Raw genomic sequence first — 14,937 nt, forward strand, 5'->3', positions numbered from 1 at the left:
CCTCGGCATTGTCGATCTTCAGCACGTCGACCTCGATGTCCGTCTCTGGCCGATGCGCGTTGACGCCGACCAGCATCTGCTCGCCCGAATCGATGCGCGCCTGGGTGCGGGCGGCCGCCTCTTCGATGCGCAGCTTCGGGATGCCCTTTTCGGTTGCCGCGGCCATGCCGCCAAGGCTTTCGACCTCCTCGATATGGGCGAGTGCGCGCGCCGCCAGATCGTACGTCAACCGCTCGACATAGGCCGAACCGCCCCATGGGTCGATGATGCGGGTCGTGCCGGATTCCTTCTGCAGGATGAGCTGCGTGTTGCGGGCGATGCGGGCCGAATGGTCGGTCGGCAGAGCCATCGCCTCGTCGAAGGAGTTGGTGTGCAGCGATTGCGTATGGCCTTGAGTCGCGGCCATCGCCTCGATCATGGTGCGGGTGATGTTGTTATAGGGATCCTGCGCCGTCAGCGACCAGCCCGACGTCTGGCAATGGGTGCGCAGCGACAGCGAGCGCTCGTCCTTCGGCAGGAAGTTCTTCAGCATCAGGCTCGACCACAGAAGCCTTGCGGCCCTGAGCTTGGCCACTTCCATGAAGAAGTTCATGCCGATCGCCCAGAAGAACGAAAGCCGCGGTGCGAAACGGTCGATATCGAGACCGGCCGCGACGCCGGCGCGGGCATATTCGATGCCGTCGGCGATCGTATAGGCGAGCTCAAGGTCGGCCGTCGCTCCCGCCTCCTGCATGTGGTAGCCGGAGATCGAGATCGAATTGAATTTCGGCATATGCCGGGACGTGTAGGAAAAAATGTCCGACACTATCCGCATCGAAGGCTTGGGCGGATAGATGTAGGTGTTGCGCACCATGAACTCTTTCAGGATGTCGTTCTGAATAGTTCCGGCGAGGTCCTTCTGCGCAACGCCCTGCTCCTCGGCGGCCACGATATAGAGCGCCATGATCGGCAGCACCGCGCCGTTCATCGTCATCGAAACGGTCATCTCGTCGAGCGGGATGCCGTCGAAGAGCTGGCGCATGTCGAGGATGGAATCGATGGCGACGCCGGCCATGCCGACATCGCCCGCGACGCGCGGATGGTCGCTGTCGTAGCCGCGATGCGTGGCGAGATCGAAGGCGATCGACAGTCCCTTCTGGCCGGCGGCAAGGTTGCGCCGGTAGAAGGCGTTCGATTCCTCCGCCGTCGAGAAGCCGGCATATTGCCGGATCGTCCAGGGCTGCTGGACATACATGGTCGGGTAGGGGCCGCGCACAAAGGGCGGCAAGCCGGGATAGGTGTCGAGGTTAGGCAGCCCCTTGAGATCGCCCTGGTTGTACAGGTGCTTGACACTCAGGCCTTCCGGCGTCAGCCGCTGGCCTTTGATCTCGATCGGTGCGCGGCGCGGCGCCGACCAGTCGACCTTGCTGAAGTCCGGGATCATGACGCTGCTCCGATCGCCTGGTCGATCTGGATCGGAAGCAGCGGCTCGCAGACCGCCACGCTTTCGCTCAACGCTTGCCGCCTCTCGGCCGCCAGCGTTTCGACCGGACGTTCGCTACTGGACGGGTAAAGCGTCGTGCCGATGATGGCGCGTTCGCCCGCCTGATAGGCAGCGTTGCGGCGCGCCGAGGCTGCCTGGACGCGCTTCTGGATGTGCCCTTGCTGGAGGCTGGACAGCACGCCGCCTTCCGCCTCGATCCGCTGGAATTCTTCCCAGGCTGCTTCACAGAGGTCCGTGGTGAGCGCCTCGACGGCGCCCGAGCCGCAGGCGGGATCGGCGACATGATCGATATGGCTTTCATTGGCCATGATCAGTTGTGCGTTGCGGGCGACGCGGCGGGCAAAGCCCGCCGGCAAGCCATGCGTGATCGTGTGCGGCAGGATGGAGATCGAATCCGCGCCGCCGGCCGCTGCCGCAAAACCGGCAATCGCGGTACGCAGGATGTTCGTCTCCGGGTCCATCGTCGTCATCATGCGGAAGGACGTTTCGGCATGGATACCGGCCGTGGAGGCAGGGATCGAGCAGGCCTCCTGAACACGCGCCCACAACCTGCGCAGCGCCCTGATCTTTGCCATCGACACGAATTGGTCCTGGTCGACGCTCAGCGCAAAGCCGATATGGGGCGCTGCATAGACGAGCGGCTGGCGGGCCTCCTCGAACATTCTGAGATAGGAGACCGCCGAGGCCATCATCGTGCCCAGTTCCTGCGCCTCGGTGGCGCCGGCATTGTGGAATACGCGTCCATCCGCTTCCAGCAGAACACCCGGCACGCCCATCGAGAAGAAATGCGCCAGCGATTGCGGCATCGACGCCTTCAAGGCCTCGATCGACATACGCAGTCGTCCGGTTCCGGCAAAGATCGCCGCCGGATCGATGCCGAAGGACAGATTGAGCTTGGTCGGGTCGGACCGGCGTTTGCTCAGGAACGCAACCAGCCAGTCGGCCACGGCGCGGCTCCAGGGATGGGCGTCGATGCGGACCTGGACGCGGCTGAGCGGCACGCCGTCGAGCACGGTCTCCAGCGCCTCGGCCGTCCTCGGCAAGCCATAGCCGAATGCATTCGGCGCGCCTTCGAAAACCAGCGACAATCCGGTCGCACCCTGCGCGACATCCTCCAGCGCCTGGCTTCTGGCGCGGTCGATATCTGGATCGTCGACACGCTGGCTGACGATCCATGGCGATCTGGGGTTTGCCCGTACGAGAGGCTCCGCCGCCGCGGCGCGATCGTAGAGTGGCTCGATGCGGATGGCATCGTCTGTATGGGAGACGAGCTTTTCCTCGAAGGATCCGCCGGCGAGCGCCTTTTCCACCAGCGCCAGCCATCGCTGCCGCTCGGCGTTCGGAAGTTCGGCATCGTGGATCAAGGCACCGGCGCCCATCCGCTCTCCTCGTCTTGTTGGCCTCGTCTTTTCGGCCGTGTGTGTCGGCCTGGAAGGCCAGTCTACGGTTCCCGTTCCCATATCACAATGCGACATGCTCCCTGTGACGGTGAACCGTTAACCGATTGCCAAACATGCACAAAATCCGCAAGCTTCGAAAATGCAATTTCGACCACGGGCATTGTCGCTGCCCAATCGCGTCATTATACCTGCGGCAGGGCCCGTTACTTTATCATATTCAGGCCTTTGATCATTTTGGGCTTTGCGGAGACCGGACACATGGCTGACGACACAAGCATCTTCATCGGGGCCAGCCGCAAGCCCGACGACAGCTACCAGCGCCCCGAACGCCTGCTGCTGCAATATGGCAATCGCCATGGCATGGTCACCGGCGCGACCGGCACCGGCAAGACCGTCACCTTGCAGATACTGGCGGAAAGTTTCTCCAATGCCGGCGTGCCGGTCTTCTGCGCCGACATCAAGGGCGACCTGTCGGGCATCGCCATGATGGGCACGGCACAGGATTTTCTGGTCAAGCGCGCCAAGCAGGTCAAGCTCGATCCTTATGAATTCCAGGAATTTCCGGTCATCTTCTGGGATCTGTTCGGTGAGCAGGGCCATCCGATCCGCGCCACCATATCGGAAATGGGGCCGCTGCTCCTGTCACGCCTGATGAACCTCTCCGAGGCGCAGGAAGGCATCATGAACATCGCCTTCCGCATTGCCGACGAGGAAGGCCTTTTGCTGCTGGACCTGAAGGACCTGCAGGCGCTTCTTTCCAACATTGCCGATCGCGCCCAGGAAATCGGGGCTCGCTATGGCAATGTCACCAAGCCTTCGGTCGGCGCGATCCAGCGCTCCTTGCTGGTCCTTGAGAGCCAAGGCGCGGCGAACTTCTTCGGCGAGCCGGCGTTGCGGATCGCCGACATCATGCGCACCACCCGCGATGGGCGCGGCGCCATCAGCGTGCTGGCCGCCGACAAGCTGATGATGAATCCCCGGCTCTATGCGACATTCCTGTTGTGGCTGATGTCGGAACTGTTCGAGGAACTTCCCGAGGTCGGCGATCCCGACAAGCCAAGACTGGTCTTCTTCTTCGACGAGGCGCACCTTCTGTTCGACGATGCGCCCAAGGTGCTGATCGACCGGGTCGAACAGGTGGTCCGCCTGATCCGTTCGAAGGGCGTCGGCGTCTACTTCGTCACCCAAAATCCGCTGGATGTCCCGGAAACCGTCCTGGCCCAGCTCGGCAACCGGGTGCAGCACGCTTTGCGCGCCTACACGCCGCGGGAACAGAAGGCCGTGAGGACGGCTGCCGAGACGTTCAGGCCCAATCCCGACTTCGACTCTGCGACCGTGATCACGCAGCTCGGCACCGGCGAGGCACTGGTTTCGACGCTGGAAGCCAAGGGTGTGCCATCCATGGTCCAGCGGACGCTGATTCGACCGCCAGCGTCGCGCCTTGGTCCGATCACGCCCGACGAGCGTCGCAAGCTGATCGCTGAGAGCCCGGTTGCGGGGCAGTACGACCAGACCATCGATCGCGAATCGGCTTTCGAGATGCTGCTGAAAAAAGCCAAGGACGCTCAGGAAGCGGAGGCGCAGCAGCAGGAAAGCGGCCGCTCACGCTGGACCATTCCAGGCTTCGGCAATGACGATCCAGTCCCCCAGACCACCGGCGGCAGGCGCACATCGGCACCCCGACCGTCCAATCGCCAGACGGTGGCGGAGGCGGCGATCAAATCGGTGGTGCGCTCGGTCGGCTCGTCCGTGGGCCGGGCGATCGTGCGGGGGATTCTCGGCAGTTTGTCGAGGGGGCGGTGAGAGCGTCGTGCGAATGTCGCGTTGCGCCATGACTGCCGTCGCGATGCATGTTGGTGAACGACCGAAATTGGCCGGGGAACGACCGCTGTCAGGGCGCTGCACCACGGCGGCGCCGGGCCGACGCCCATAACGCAGGCGATTCGATGCGACGGGCGCCAAGGGCTGTACCTGACCCCCTATGTTCCCTTCACGATTCTTGGTTTAGTCGGTCGGCGGGATTGAGCAGCGCTCTCGAGGGCCAAGGCCAACCGCTTCTCGTCTTCGATGGCGCGATCGACTGCCTCAATTTCCTCTTGGAGCACCTTCAGCTCCGCTCCGTAGCTGGAGCCCTCGCTGTCCCCAATCTGAAAGCCACTTGCCCGCATTGCGTCGCGAGTATGGTGCACGTTACGGACTCCTTCGCGTCGAGTTGCGACCAGGATGTCCCTGAACTCTCCAAGACGTTCAACGTGATTGCGAGCCATTGAGTTCTCCTATTTTGTCGTCATCGTCGCCGTAGGCGATTCAGAACGGCTGAAACTTACGGAGATACTCTCGACAAAGCATGAGTGCGGAAGCTCAAATTTGAACGTCTTGCAATCGCGTGGAGCGCGGCAAGCGACGCTGATCTCAACGTCCGAGATCGGCGCGAATCTGTCGTAGGCACGCCGACTGTGGGCGTCGCGCCGGGCCGCCACACGGCACGGCAAAGCCCGATGGCTCGCGCCACTACCAACCGAAAACCAGCAGTAGTGAGGAAGCTCTCGTTCGGCTTCAACCAGCTCAGAAAACCTGGTCGGTAATCGCCCTCACCGGGCCAAGCAGAATCGATCCTTCCGGCACGCCGGAGTCGATCGGAATGGCCTTCCGGTTTGGCGTCGCCACCATCTGCTGGCCGACACCGGCGGTAACGATTACCGGCGTTTTCGAGGGCACACGATCATAGAGATCGATGATGTCCTGGTTTATCAGGCGAACGCAGCCCGAAGACACCGATTTGCCGATCGAGTTCCATTCCGGCGAGCCGTGCAGGCGGTAGAGCGTGTCCACATTGCCCTGGAACAGATAGAGCGCGCGCGCGCCGAGCGGGTTCTTCAGCCCGCCAGGCATGCCGCCATTGTCGGCGCTATATTTTGCCAGTTCGGGTTGGCGTGCGATCATTTCGTCCGGCGGGGTCCATTTCGGCCATTTCTGCTTCCACTGGACGACGGCGTCGCCGGACCATTCGAAGCCGGCGCGGCCGAGCCCGACGCCGTAGCGGATGGCCTGCCCACCCTGACGCACGAGATAGAGGTGGTGGCCGACCGTATCGACAACGATTGTGCCGGGCTGCTGGCCGGTCGGATCAGGAACGATCTGACGCAGGAACTGCTCGTCGATTTTCTCGTACGGTATGCCCGGCAAGTCGAACCCGCCATCGCTGACCGGAGCATACATTGTCGCGTAGTCGAGCAGCGGTGGCTCGACAAAGGCCGGCGGCGGAGGCTCCACCGGCTGCCGCTGCCCTGCGGTGGCGCAGGCGGAAACCGCAATCGAGGCGGCGCCAAGCGCTGCGGCGTTCAGAAAGCCGCGGCGGCTCAGGCGATAGGATTCGATGTCGGTTGTAAACATGGTTGCCTTTATTAGGTTTCAAATCGAAACAAAGCGTGAATGCGTTGATTGGTAACCCACCAATGCCCGGCGCGATAGGCGGTTCCAAATCTGGCCTGACGGTGGACAAACAAAGGCGAAGCTGTGACCGCGCCGTCCCTGTTGCACTGCGGCCACATGTTGAGCATCAGCCGCCTGTCAGCAGGCCTTCGAGCGAGGGCAGGATCAGCGCCGGCGGAAAGTCCCGGTATTCCTCGGGCTGGTTGGCGCGGTTGATCCAGACGGTCCGGAAGCCGAACTTGGTGGCGCCGGCCACGTCCCAGCGGTTGGATGACTGGAACGACACCGCGCCGGGATAGAGGCGCCAGTTCGTGGTGACCATGTCGTAGACCGACGGATCGGTCTTGAAACGCTTGACGGCATCGACGGAGTAGATGTCGTCCAGGACCTGGTCGAGCGCGGCGGATTTGACCGCCGCTTCCAGCATTTCAGGCGAGCCGTTGGACAGGATCGCCAGTTTTGCACCCGACGCCTTCAGCGCCTTGAGCACGGCCGGCACTTCCGGATAGCAGTCCAGTCGCCAATAAGCCTCAAGCAGTTTCGTCTTGAGCCCCTTGTCCGCCGATGGAACCTTGCGCAAGGCGAAATCGAGCGCCTGTTCGGTGAGCTGCCAGAAGTCGGCATAGGCGCCCATCAGCGTTCTCACCCAGGAATATTCCAACTGCTTGGCGCGCCAGATCTCGGACAGAAGCTGGCCGTCCGGCCCGATCTGATCGGCATGACGACGCACGGCAGCATGCACGTCGAACAACGTGCCGTAGGCGTCGAAAACGTAAGCCGCAAAATGCATGGCGACAGTTTTGCGGTGCGGCGGCACAAGGTGCAAGCCCTGATTGCAGTCAGGGACCAAATCGACGCCGACGGGTCGCCGCAGGCTGGACACCGATATCGGTTGGTCTGGACCGCTGGCCCTCAACAAATCTCGCCTATGCCCGTTGACGACTGCCGCCAAAGCATCTTCCATGCCGGCTCCAAGGCACGAAAACGGAACCAAGCGATGACACTGGCGACTGCGGCGCAATCCGCGACATGGACGTATGTCGACGGCGACTGGTATGAAGGCAACGTCGCGATCCTCGGGCCGCGCAGCCATGCCATGTGGCTCGCCACCAGCGTGTTCGACGGGGCCCGCTGGTTCGAAGGCGTCGCCCCCGACCTCGACCTCCATGCCGCAAGGGTGAATGCATCGGCGATCGCGCTCGGTCTTAAACCGTCGATGAGCGTCGACAAGATAGTGGGGCTGACCTGGGACGGGCTGAAGAAGTTCGACGGCAAGACGGCGGTCTATATCAGGCCGATGTACTGGGCCGAGCATGGCGGCTACATGGGGGTGCCGGCCGATCCGGCATCGACCCGCTTCTGCCTTTGCCTCTACGAATCGCCGATGATCTCGCCGACGGGCTTTTCGATCACCGTCTCGCCGTTCCGGCGTCCAACCATCGAAACCATGCCGACCAACGCCAAGGCGGGCTGCCTTTACCCCAACAACGGCCGGGCCATCCTCGAGGCCAAGATGCGTGGTTTCGACAATGCGCTGGTGCTCGACATGCTGGGCAATGTCGCTGAGACCGGGACCTCGAATATTTTCCTTGTCAAGGACGGCCACGTGCTGACGCCGGCGCCGAACGGCACCTTCCTGTCCGGCATCACCCGCTCGCGCACGATGACACTGCTCGGCGAGTACGGCTTCAAGACCACTGAAAAGATGCTGTCGGTGCGCGATTTCCTCGAGGCCGACGAGATTTTCTCGACCGGCAACCATTCGAAAGTCGTGCCGGTCATCCGCATCGAGGATCGCAATCTCCAGCCCGGTCCGGTGGCCAAGAAGGCGCGCGAACTCTATTGGGATTGGGCGCATTCGACGTCCGCCGGCTGATCCGCCATCGTTTTGCCTGCCTGCCCGTTGTTTTGACGCAGGGTCCTTGCGCAAAACCATGTGACACTCTTCCGGAACCCGCCTAGAAAGGGAACCGGCGCTTCATTCCGGAGTTGTTCCAGCTCAATCCAGCCCTATCTTAGTCCGGTATCGACACCGGGTTCTTTCCACGAGGGAGTATCATCCATGGCTTTTGAATTGCCCGCTCTGCCCTATGACTACGAGGCCTTGCAGCCTTACATGTCGAAGGAGACGCTAGAGTATCATCACGACAAGCACCACAAGGCCTATGTCGACAACGGCAACAAGCTGGCCGCGGAGGCCGGCATGGGCGACCTGTCGGTCGAGGAAGTCGTCAAACAATCCTTCGGCAAGAACGCCGGGCTCTTCAACAATGCCGCCCAGCACTACAACCACATCCATTTCTGGAAATGGATGAAGAAGGGCGGCGGCGGTAACAAATTGCCGGGCGCCCTGCAGAAGGCCGTCGACAGCGACCTGGGCGGCTACGACAAGTTCAAGGCGGACTTCATCGCCGCCGGCACCACACAGTTCGGTTCGGGCTGGGCCTGGGTTTCCGTCAAGGATGGCAAGCTGGCGATCTCGAAGACGCCGAATGGCGAGAACCCGCTCGTCCACGGCGCGACGCCGATCCTTGGCGTCGATGTCTGGGAGCATTCCTATTACATCGACTATCGCAACGCCCGGCCGAAATATCTCGAAGCCTTTGTCGACAGTCTCATCAACTGGGACCACGTCCTCGAACTCTACGAAAAGGCCTGATTGATCTCCAGAAAAGCCCCATCGGGGGCTTTTCTTTTTTCGGCTCAAGATTCACACAAGCGTGAGGCGAAGTTCCGGAATTATTAGGCCATCCTTGCCGTTAGTGTTTTGTCCTGAAATGCCTCAACATGGAGCCAATTGAATGAGAAAGCTTGTTATCGCCATCTCTATGCTCGCCTTTGCCTGTTCGGCGGCTTTTGCCGACCCGATACTGGATCGGCAGGCTCTGATGAAGGAACGCGGCAAGATCGTCGGCGGATTGTCGAAAGTGGTCAAGGGTGAGGAGCCTTTCGACGCGGCGGCGGTGCTGACGCAGTTGCAGGCGCTTGAGGCCAACGCCGAGAAATTCGATACCGGCGTTGAAGCGCTTTTTCCGGCGGGCAGCGATACTGGCGACACCACGGCTTCGCCAAAGATTTGGGAAGACATGGCTGGCTTCAAGGTGGCTGAACAAAAGTATCTCGCCGACACCAAGGCTGCGGTCGCTGCCGCACCCGCTGATGTCGACAGCCTGAAGGCGCAGTTTGAAACGATTGCTTCCAATTGCGGCACTTGTCATCAGAGCTACCGGATTAAAAAGGGCTGATCGCGGGCGATGCGCCTGCTGAAAAAACTCGTCGGCGCCGTTCTCGTTCTGGGCGGCGTCGGCGCCGTCGCCGGCTGGTTCCTGTCGGCGCCGGTCAGGCTCGATGCCGAAACGCTGGCTAAACTCGGCCCCGGCGATGCCGCCAGGGGCAAGCGCATCTTTTATGCCGGCGGCTGCACGTCATGTCATTCCAAGCCGGGATCGCAGGGTGATGCCCGCCTTCAGCTGGTCGGCGGTCTCGAGCTCAAGACGCCGTTCGGCACCTTCGTGCCGCCCAACATTTCGCAGGATGCCAAGGACGGCATTGGCGCATGGTCCGTCGAAGACCTCGCCAACGCCATGCTGAAGGGCGTCTCGCCAAGCGGCGAGCATTTCTATCCGGCGTTTCCCTATGCATCCTACGCGCGCATGAAGCCGGCCGACATTGCCGATCTCTACGCCTTCTTGAAGACGCTTCCCGCGGTGGCCGGCAAGGCGCCAGCCAATTTGCTGGGCTTCCCATTCAATATTCGTCGCGGCATCGGATTGTGGAAACGGCTCTATCTGAGCGACCAGCCGGTGATTGCTTTCCCCGACGGCACGCCGGCGCCGGTGTTGGCCGGCCGCTATCTCGTCGAAGGACCGGGCCATTGCGGCGAATGCCACACGCCGCGGGACTTTATCGGCGGCACTAAGAAGAGCGAATGGCTGGCCGGAGCCCCTGCCGCCGAAGGCAAGGGCATCGTACCGAACATCACCCCGGGCGAAGGCGGCATCGGCGAGTGGTCGCAGGCCGACATCGCCAATTATCTCGAAACCGGCTTCACGCCGGATTTCGATTCCGTTGGCGGCGCCATGGTCGACGTCCAGAGAAACATGGCCGAGCTGACGCCGGACGACCGCGCGGCGATTGCAGCCTATCTGAAGGCCGTCCCGCCGCACCCTAACGGCTATCCGGCGCGAAAGCCGGCGAATTAGCACCCGTCAGCCGGTTGGCGCTGGCCTTATCTCAGGCCGGCCGGCCTTCATCAGGTCGAGGATTTTTTCGAGCCGGGCGACGACATCACCGGTTTCCAGAAGTTGCTGCTTCTGTTCGATACTGATCGACAGCAGCGGCGCGAGCGTATCGGCCAGCACACCGGGATCGCCGATGGAGGACAGACCGAGCCGCGCCTTGGGCCTTCGTTGGATCGAGGAAAAATCGATGTTGGCGTAGCTCTGATATGTTTCGAGAACCGCGCTCGAACGTGCTTCCGCCTCCGCCGATTGGCCACGCTGCTCTTCGACCGGCGCGACCTCCGCCGTCAGAAAGTCGGCGTTGACCAGGCGAAGGATCGCTGTTCGCTGGAGGCCGGAGACGGAAACCTTGAGAACTCCATCCACCTGCGTCTGGCAGTTTATCACGCTTGCCGCGACACCCACCGGATAGAGAGAATCAAGCGTGCCGGGATCATCGTCGGTCGCCCGCCTCTGGGCGACCACAAGAACGCGGCGGTCGCCTGCCACCGCGTGCTCCACCGCGCGCCGCGTTTTGTCGCGGCCCACGAAGACCGGCACCGTCATTTGCGGAAAGAGCACGAAATCCCGCATTGGAAAAATCGGCAGCACCGCGCCGGAGGAGGGGGGCAGGCTGGCCCTGGGCGTGGGGTTTCTGGGCCCGGCGCCGACTGGTTGGCTCGCCTGAATCCTCGCAGCCAACACGTTCCAGTCGCGGAGGCCGAGGATCCTGGCAATGAGCTCGAGGCTTTCGCTGTGGGACAGGGAAACGGATTTGGCGCTCAGCGCTTCGGACAGCGTTTGCGCCATGGCTTTTGCATCGCGGAAATCGCGCATGGAATGATCCTTTGCTTTGAAGAACGGAAGACGTCAGGGCTTGCGTTACTGACCCGTTCGTTCGGGCAAAGGGAGCCTGAAGTGGCTCGATACATTCACCTTACCCCGGAGGGTGCAAGCAGCAGGTCGTATCCACCTGCCTGGAAGGTGCGCTGAAGGTCCGGTGTTGTCAATCCTGCCCGCGCTGCATTCCACGTTCCCGATTTACGGGTGGCGATCGCCCAGGAAATCGAAACCGGTTTCGAAGAAATGATTGTAGTCACAGGTCAATTCCTCGCCGGCCGCGATGTCGCGCAACGCATATGTCTCCTCCGGCGAGGAGACGTCACAATTCGGATCATCGTCGTGGTTCATATAGCGCGCATCGTCGGCTTCGAAGACGATGTAGTTGGGGTCGCGGCGGTCGGGATAGGAGTAGCGGTCGAGATAGGCTTTGACCGGCCCGGTTTCACGCTCGTAGGTCTCGACCTCGATGCGGCGGTCGTATTTGGGGTCGAGCTTCCACACCAACGTGCCGCGGGGAATGTGGTTCTTGGCAAAGACGCCGATACCCTGGATGGGCGATTTGTCGAGATAGACGTCGACGAGCAGCATGGCGGAACCTTGGCGTGACCGGTGGTTTGCGGCTGTGAAAAAGCCGCGCACTGGGTAGCGCGCGGCCGTTGCAATTGCGAGCGGAAAATCAGCGGATCGTCGTTCTCGCTTTAGCGCTGCTGCAGCGCCAGACGGACGCCCAAAGCGCAGTAGATTCCGCCGACAATCTTGCCCTGCCATTTCAGCACTTTCGGATTTCGGCGCAGGAAAGTGCCGAGCCGCCCGGCGCTTACTGCAAACACGACCGTGCTGAAAAAGCCCAGCAAGACGAAGACCACTCCCAACACAGTCAACTGAAGCATGACCGCCCCATTTTCGGGCCGCACGAACTGAGGAAGAAATGCGAGGAAGAAAAGCGCGGTCTTGGGGTTGAGCACCTCGGTCAGGATAGCCTGCCGGAAAGCCTTGGCAGCGGAGATCACAAGCACCCCGGTAGCCGGGTTGGCCGGCGTTTTTTCGATGATCGCGCGGATGCCGAGATAAACGAGGTAGGCCGCGCCGATGTACTTTACGATGCTGAACAGCATTGCCGAAGCGGCGATGACAGCCGAAATGCCGACTATCGCCATAAAGGTGTGAACCACGTCGCCGGCCGCGATCCCGGCGCCGGTGGCGATGCCCACCTTCGTTCCGGAACTCGTTGCCCGCGCCACGGTCAGAAGGGTGGCCGGGCCTGGAATGAACACAAAGCCGAGCACAACAGCGATATACGCAGCCAATGTAGCCAGATCGATCATAGGTCGGTTCCTCCGGTAAGGTCTGCCTTCCCCGCAACCTTCAGCGCGAAGGCATATGTATAGGCGATCTCTTCCAGCCGCGAAAACCGGCCGGAGGCGCCGGCATGGCCTGAATCCATGTTGATCTTGAACAGCACCGGATGGTTGCCGCTCTTGCGGTCGCGCAGCCGCGCCACCCATTTGGCCGGCTCCCAATAGGTGACACGCGGATCGGTGAGGCCGGCCAGCGCCAGGATCGGCGGATAGTTGAGTGCGCCGACATTGTCATAGGGCGAGTAGGCGGCGATCGTGCGGTAATCCTCTTCCGAGGCGATCGGATTGCCCCATTCGGGCCATTCCGGCGGCGTCAGCGGCAAGGTGGCGTCGAGCATGGTGGTGAGCACATCGACGAACGGAACCTCGGCGACGATGCCGCCGAAGCATTCCGGCGCCATGTTGACGATCGCCCCCATCAGCATGCCGCCGGCCGAGCCGCCTTGCGCGACGATGCGGTCGTGCGCCGTGTAGCGCTCGGTGACGAGATGATGCGCGACAGCGATGAAATCCGTGAACGTATTCATCTTGTGCGCCCGCTTGCCGTCGTCGTACCAGCCGTAGCCCTTGTCCTTGCCGCCGCGGACATGGGCGATCGCGTAGACAAAACCGCGGTCGACCAGCGAAAGGCAGTTGGTGTTGAACGAGGCCGGCACCGTGATGCCGTAGGAGCCATAGCCGTAGAGCAGGCAAGGTGCCGATCCGTCGAGCGGCGTATCGCGGTGATGGATGAGCGAGATCGGCACCAGTTCGCCGTCGCTGGCGGGCGCCATCAGCCGCCGGGTGACATAGTGATCCGGGTCGTGTCCGGACGGGACTTCCTGGGTCTTCAGCAGCACGCGCTCTCGGGTGCGCATATTGTAGTCGAAGACCTGCGCCGGCGTTGTCATCGACGAATAGGAGAAACGCATGATCTCGGTGTCGTATTCATAAGATCCCGACAGGCCGAGCGAGAAGGCTTCCTCGTCGAGCGAGATGAGGTGTTCCTCGCCGCTCTCGCGGTCGCGGACGACGATGCGCGGCAGGCCCTCCTTGCGCTCGAGCCTGACCATATGATCCCTGAAGCCGATCACCGAGAGGATCAGCCGGCCCGCTTCGTGCGGCACCAGTTCCCGCCAGTTGGCGCGCACCGGATCGTTGGTCGGCGCCGTCATGATCTTGAAGTCCTTGGCGCCGTCGGCATTGGTCAGGATGAAGAAGATGTCGCCGCCTTCCTCGAGGTCGTATTGCAGGCCGGTTTCGCGCGGGCAAACCAGCTTCGGTTCGGCCAACGGCTCGTCGGCGCGCATGATGCGGTATTCCGAGGTCTCATGATCGTTGATGCCGATCATGATCCATTCATTGGAGCGGGTGCCGCCGACATTCATGAAGAAGCCGGGGTCGGTTTCCTCATAGATCAACCGGTCGTTTTCAGGCCTGTCGCCAAGGGCATGGAACAGTACCTTGGAAGGGCGATGGTTGGAATCGAGGCGGGTGTAGAAAAATCCGTCGTCGCCGGCATCCCACACCCCGCCGCCGCCCGTATCCGCAATCTGGTCGGTCAGCTCGTTGCCGGCGGCGAGGTCGCGCACGCGAAGCGTGAAGAATTCGGAGCCCTTGTCGTCGAACGCCCACAAGAGCTTTTGGTGATCGGCCGAATGGTCGACGCCGCCGAGGCGGAAATAGGCTTTGCCTTCGGCTTCCGCGTCGCCGTCGAGCAGGATCTGCTCGTCGCCGCCATCGCGCGGCATGCGGAAATAGCGCGGCTGCTCGCCGCCGAGCTTGAAGGACGACCCGTAGGCATAAGGCCCGTCCTTCATCGGCACGGACGAATCGTCTTCCTTGATGCGGCCCTTCATTTCCCCGAAAAGCTGCTTCTGCAGCCGGGCAGTGTCGGCCATCAGCGCCGCCTGATAGGCGTTCTCGGCTTCCAGTTGAGCGCGGATATGGCTGTCGAGCAGGGATGGATCCCTGAACATCTCTTGCCAATTACCGGCTCTCAGCCAGGCATAGTCGTCCGTCCGGGTCACGCCATGATGGACGTCGAAAACCGGCCGCTTCTCTGGCTGTGGCGGGCTGAGGGTCGGAAATGCTGGGGTTCTGGTCATTGCGTCTCGCTGTGGAAGTTACTTGAATGGCGAATGAACACGCCGATCAGCGCTGGTTCAAGGGTCGTGATGCATTGTGATGGCGGGCTCAAGAAGATGAGCCGAGGAGAGGAC

The 14,937-nt window shown here is 62.0% G+C and carries 14 protein-coding genes; 5 read left to right on the forward strand and 9 right to left on the reverse strand.

The annotated features are described in order from the left end of the window. Positions 1-1,423 (reverse strand): methylmalonyl-CoA mutase (scpA, locus tag CN311_RS12665; protein ID WP_097574060.1); only part of this gene is annotated, 1,423 nt, incomplete at its 3' end. Then, positions 1,420-2,862, reverse strand: a complete 1,443-nt coding sequence (locus tag CN311_RS12670) for a methylmalonyl-CoA mutase subunit beta (RefSeq protein WP_097574061.1) — start codon at positions 2,860-2,862, stop codon at positions 1,420-1,422. The genes CN311_RS12670 and scpA, both read right to left, overlap by 4 nt. A gap of 279 nt (positions 2,863-3,141) precedes the next feature. Between CN311_RS12670 and CN311_RS12675 the strand changes: the two genes are divergently transcribed. Then, a complete protein-coding gene (locus tag CN311_RS12675) occupies positions 3,142-4,686 on the forward strand; it encodes a helicase HerA-like C-terminal domain-containing protein (RefSeq protein ID WP_097574062.1) in 1,545 nt (514 codons plus the stop codon). 176 nt (positions 4,687-4,862) lie between these two features. Here CN311_RS12675 and CN311_RS12680 read toward each other — a convergent pair whose 3' ends face one another. From CN311_RS12680 to CN311_RS12690, 3 genes are all read right to left on the reverse strand, one after another. Continuing rightward, positions 4,863-5,150 carry a hypothetical protein gene (locus tag CN311_RS12680; protein ID WP_097574063.1) on the reverse strand — a complete coding sequence of 96 codons (288 nt, stop codon included), beginning with the start codon at positions 5,148-5,150 and terminating at the stop codon, positions 4,863-4,865. A gap of 298 nt (positions 5,151-5,448) precedes the next feature. After that, positions 5,449-6,276 (reverse strand): L,D-transpeptidase, encoded by an 828-nt coding sequence (locus tag CN311_RS12685; RefSeq protein ID WP_097574064.1) that lies wholly within the window; start codon positions 6,274-6,276, stop codon positions 5,449-5,451. A gap of 166 nt (positions 6,277-6,442) precedes the next feature. Further along, entirely contained in the window at positions 6,443-7,105 is a 663-nt protein-coding gene (locus tag CN311_RS12690; protein ID WP_097574098.1) for a haloacid dehalogenase type II, read from the reverse strand. Positions 7,106-7,312: 207 nt separating this feature from the next. Here CN311_RS12690 and CN311_RS12695 point away from each other — a divergent pair, with 207 nt between their 5' ends. The 4 genes from CN311_RS12695 (at position 7,313) to CN311_RS12710 (ending at position 10,517) form a co-directional block, all read left to right on the forward strand. Continuing rightward, a complete protein-coding gene (locus CN311_RS12695) occupies positions 7,313-8,191 on the forward strand; it encodes a branched-chain amino acid aminotransferase (protein WP_097574099.1) in 879 nt (292 codons plus the stop codon). 186 nt (positions 8,192-8,377) lie between these two features. After that, positions 8,378-8,974, forward strand: coding sequence for a superoxide dismutase (locus CN311_RS12700; RefSeq protein ID WP_006330956.1), 597 nt, complete (start codon positions 8,378-8,380; stop codon positions 8,972-8,974). Between the two features lie 142 nt (positions 8,975-9,116). Next, positions 9,117-9,560 carry a c-type cytochrome gene (locus CN311_RS12705; RefSeq protein ID WP_097574065.1) on the forward strand — a complete coding sequence of 148 codons (444 nt, stop codon included), beginning with the start codon at positions 9,117-9,119 and terminating at the stop codon, positions 9,558-9,560. A gap of 9 nt (positions 9,561-9,569) precedes the next feature. Then, the gene (locus CN311_RS12710; protein ID WP_097574066.1) at positions 9,570-10,517 is read left to right on the forward strand and encodes a cytochrome c; all 948 of its coding nucleotides are present in this window, start codon (positions 9,570-9,572) and stop codon (positions 10,515-10,517) included. A gap of 6 nt (positions 10,518-10,523) precedes the next feature. Here CN311_RS12710 and CN311_RS12715 read toward each other — a convergent pair whose 3' ends face one another. The 4 genes from CN311_RS12715 to CN311_RS12730 all read right to left on the reverse strand — a co-directional run bounded on the left by CN311_RS12715 (position 10,524) and on the right by CN311_RS12730 (position 14,823). Next, positions 10,524-11,372: an LON peptidase substrate-binding domain-containing protein gene (locus CN311_RS12715; protein ID WP_097574067.1), complete on the reverse strand. Its 849-nt coding sequence runs from the start codon at positions 11,370-11,372 to the stop codon at positions 10,524-10,526. Between the two features lie 204 nt (positions 11,373-11,576). Then, a complete protein-coding gene (locus CN311_RS12720; RefSeq protein ID WP_097574100.1) occupies positions 11,577-11,966 on the reverse strand; it encodes an SET domain-containing protein in 390 nt (129 codons plus the stop codon). Between the two features lie 110 nt (positions 11,967-12,076). Continuing rightward, a complete protein-coding gene (locus tag CN311_RS12725; protein WP_097574068.1) occupies positions 12,077-12,703 on the reverse strand; it encodes a LysE family translocator in 627 nt (208 codons plus the stop codon). Continuing rightward, positions 12,700-14,823, reverse strand: coding sequence for a S9 family peptidase (locus CN311_RS12730; RefSeq protein WP_097574069.1), 2,124 nt, complete (start codon positions 14,821-14,823; stop codon positions 12,700-12,702). The genes CN311_RS12725 and CN311_RS12730 overlap by 4 nt, the downstream gene beginning before the upstream one ends. Between the last annotated feature and the right edge of the window lie 114 nt (positions 14,824-14,937).

Origin of the sequence: Mesorhizobium sanjuanii (assembly GCF_002529485.1) — a bacterium.
In the GTDB taxonomy this organism is placed as follows: Bacteria; Pseudomonadota; Alphaproteobacteria; order Rhizobiales; family Rhizobiaceae; genus Mesorhizobium; species Mesorhizobium sanjuanii.

Coding starts and splice junctions, on each gene's coding strand:
- CN311_RS12710 (WP_097574066.1), top strand. CDS start 9,570: ATGCGCCTGCTGAAAAAACTCGTCGGCGCCGTTCTCGTTCTGGGCGGC.
- CN311_RS12675 (WP_097574062.1), top strand. CDS start 3,142: ATGGCTGACGACACAAGCATCTTCATCGGGGCCAGCCGCAAGCCCGAC.
- CN311_RS12690 (WP_097574098.1), bottom strand. CDS start 7,105: ATGCATTTTGCGGCTTACGTTTTCGACGCCTACGGCACGTTGTTCGAC.
- CN311_RS12685 (WP_097574064.1), bottom strand. CDS start 6,276: ATGTTTACAACCGACATCGAATCCTATCGCCTGAGCCGCCGCGGCTTT.
- CN311_RS12670 (WP_097574061.1), bottom strand. CDS start 2,862: ATGGGCGCCGGTGCCTTGATCCACGATGCCGAACTTCCGAACGCCGAG.
- CN311_RS12705 (WP_097574065.1), top strand. CDS start 9,117: ATGAGAAAGCTTGTTATCGCCATCTCTATGCTCGCCTTTGCCTGTTCG.
- CN311_RS12730 (WP_097574069.1), bottom strand. CDS start 14,823: ATGACCAGAACCCCAGCATTTCCGACCCTCAGCCCGCCACAGCCAGAG.
- CN311_RS12680 (WP_097574063.1), bottom strand. CDS start 5,150: ATGGCTCGCAATCACGTTGAACGTCTTGGAGAGTTCAGGGACATCCTG.
- CN311_RS12715 (WP_097574067.1), bottom strand. CDS start 11,372: ATGCGCGATTTCCGCGATGCAAAAGCCATGGCGCAAACGCTGTCCGAA.
- CN311_RS12700 (WP_006330956.1), top strand. CDS start 8,378: ATGGCTTTTGAATTGCCCGCTCTGCCCTATGACTACGAGGCCTTGCAG.
- CN311_RS12695 (WP_097574099.1), top strand. CDS start 7,313: ATGACACTGGCGACTGCGGCGCAATCCGCGACATGGACGTATGTCGAC.
- CN311_RS12725 (WP_097574068.1), bottom strand. CDS start 12,703: ATGATCGATCTGGCTACATTGGCTGCGTATATCGCTGTTGTGCTCGGC.
- CN311_RS12720 (WP_097574100.1), bottom strand. CDS start 11,966: ATGCTGCTCGTCGACGTCTATCTCGACAAATCGCCCATCCAGGGTATC.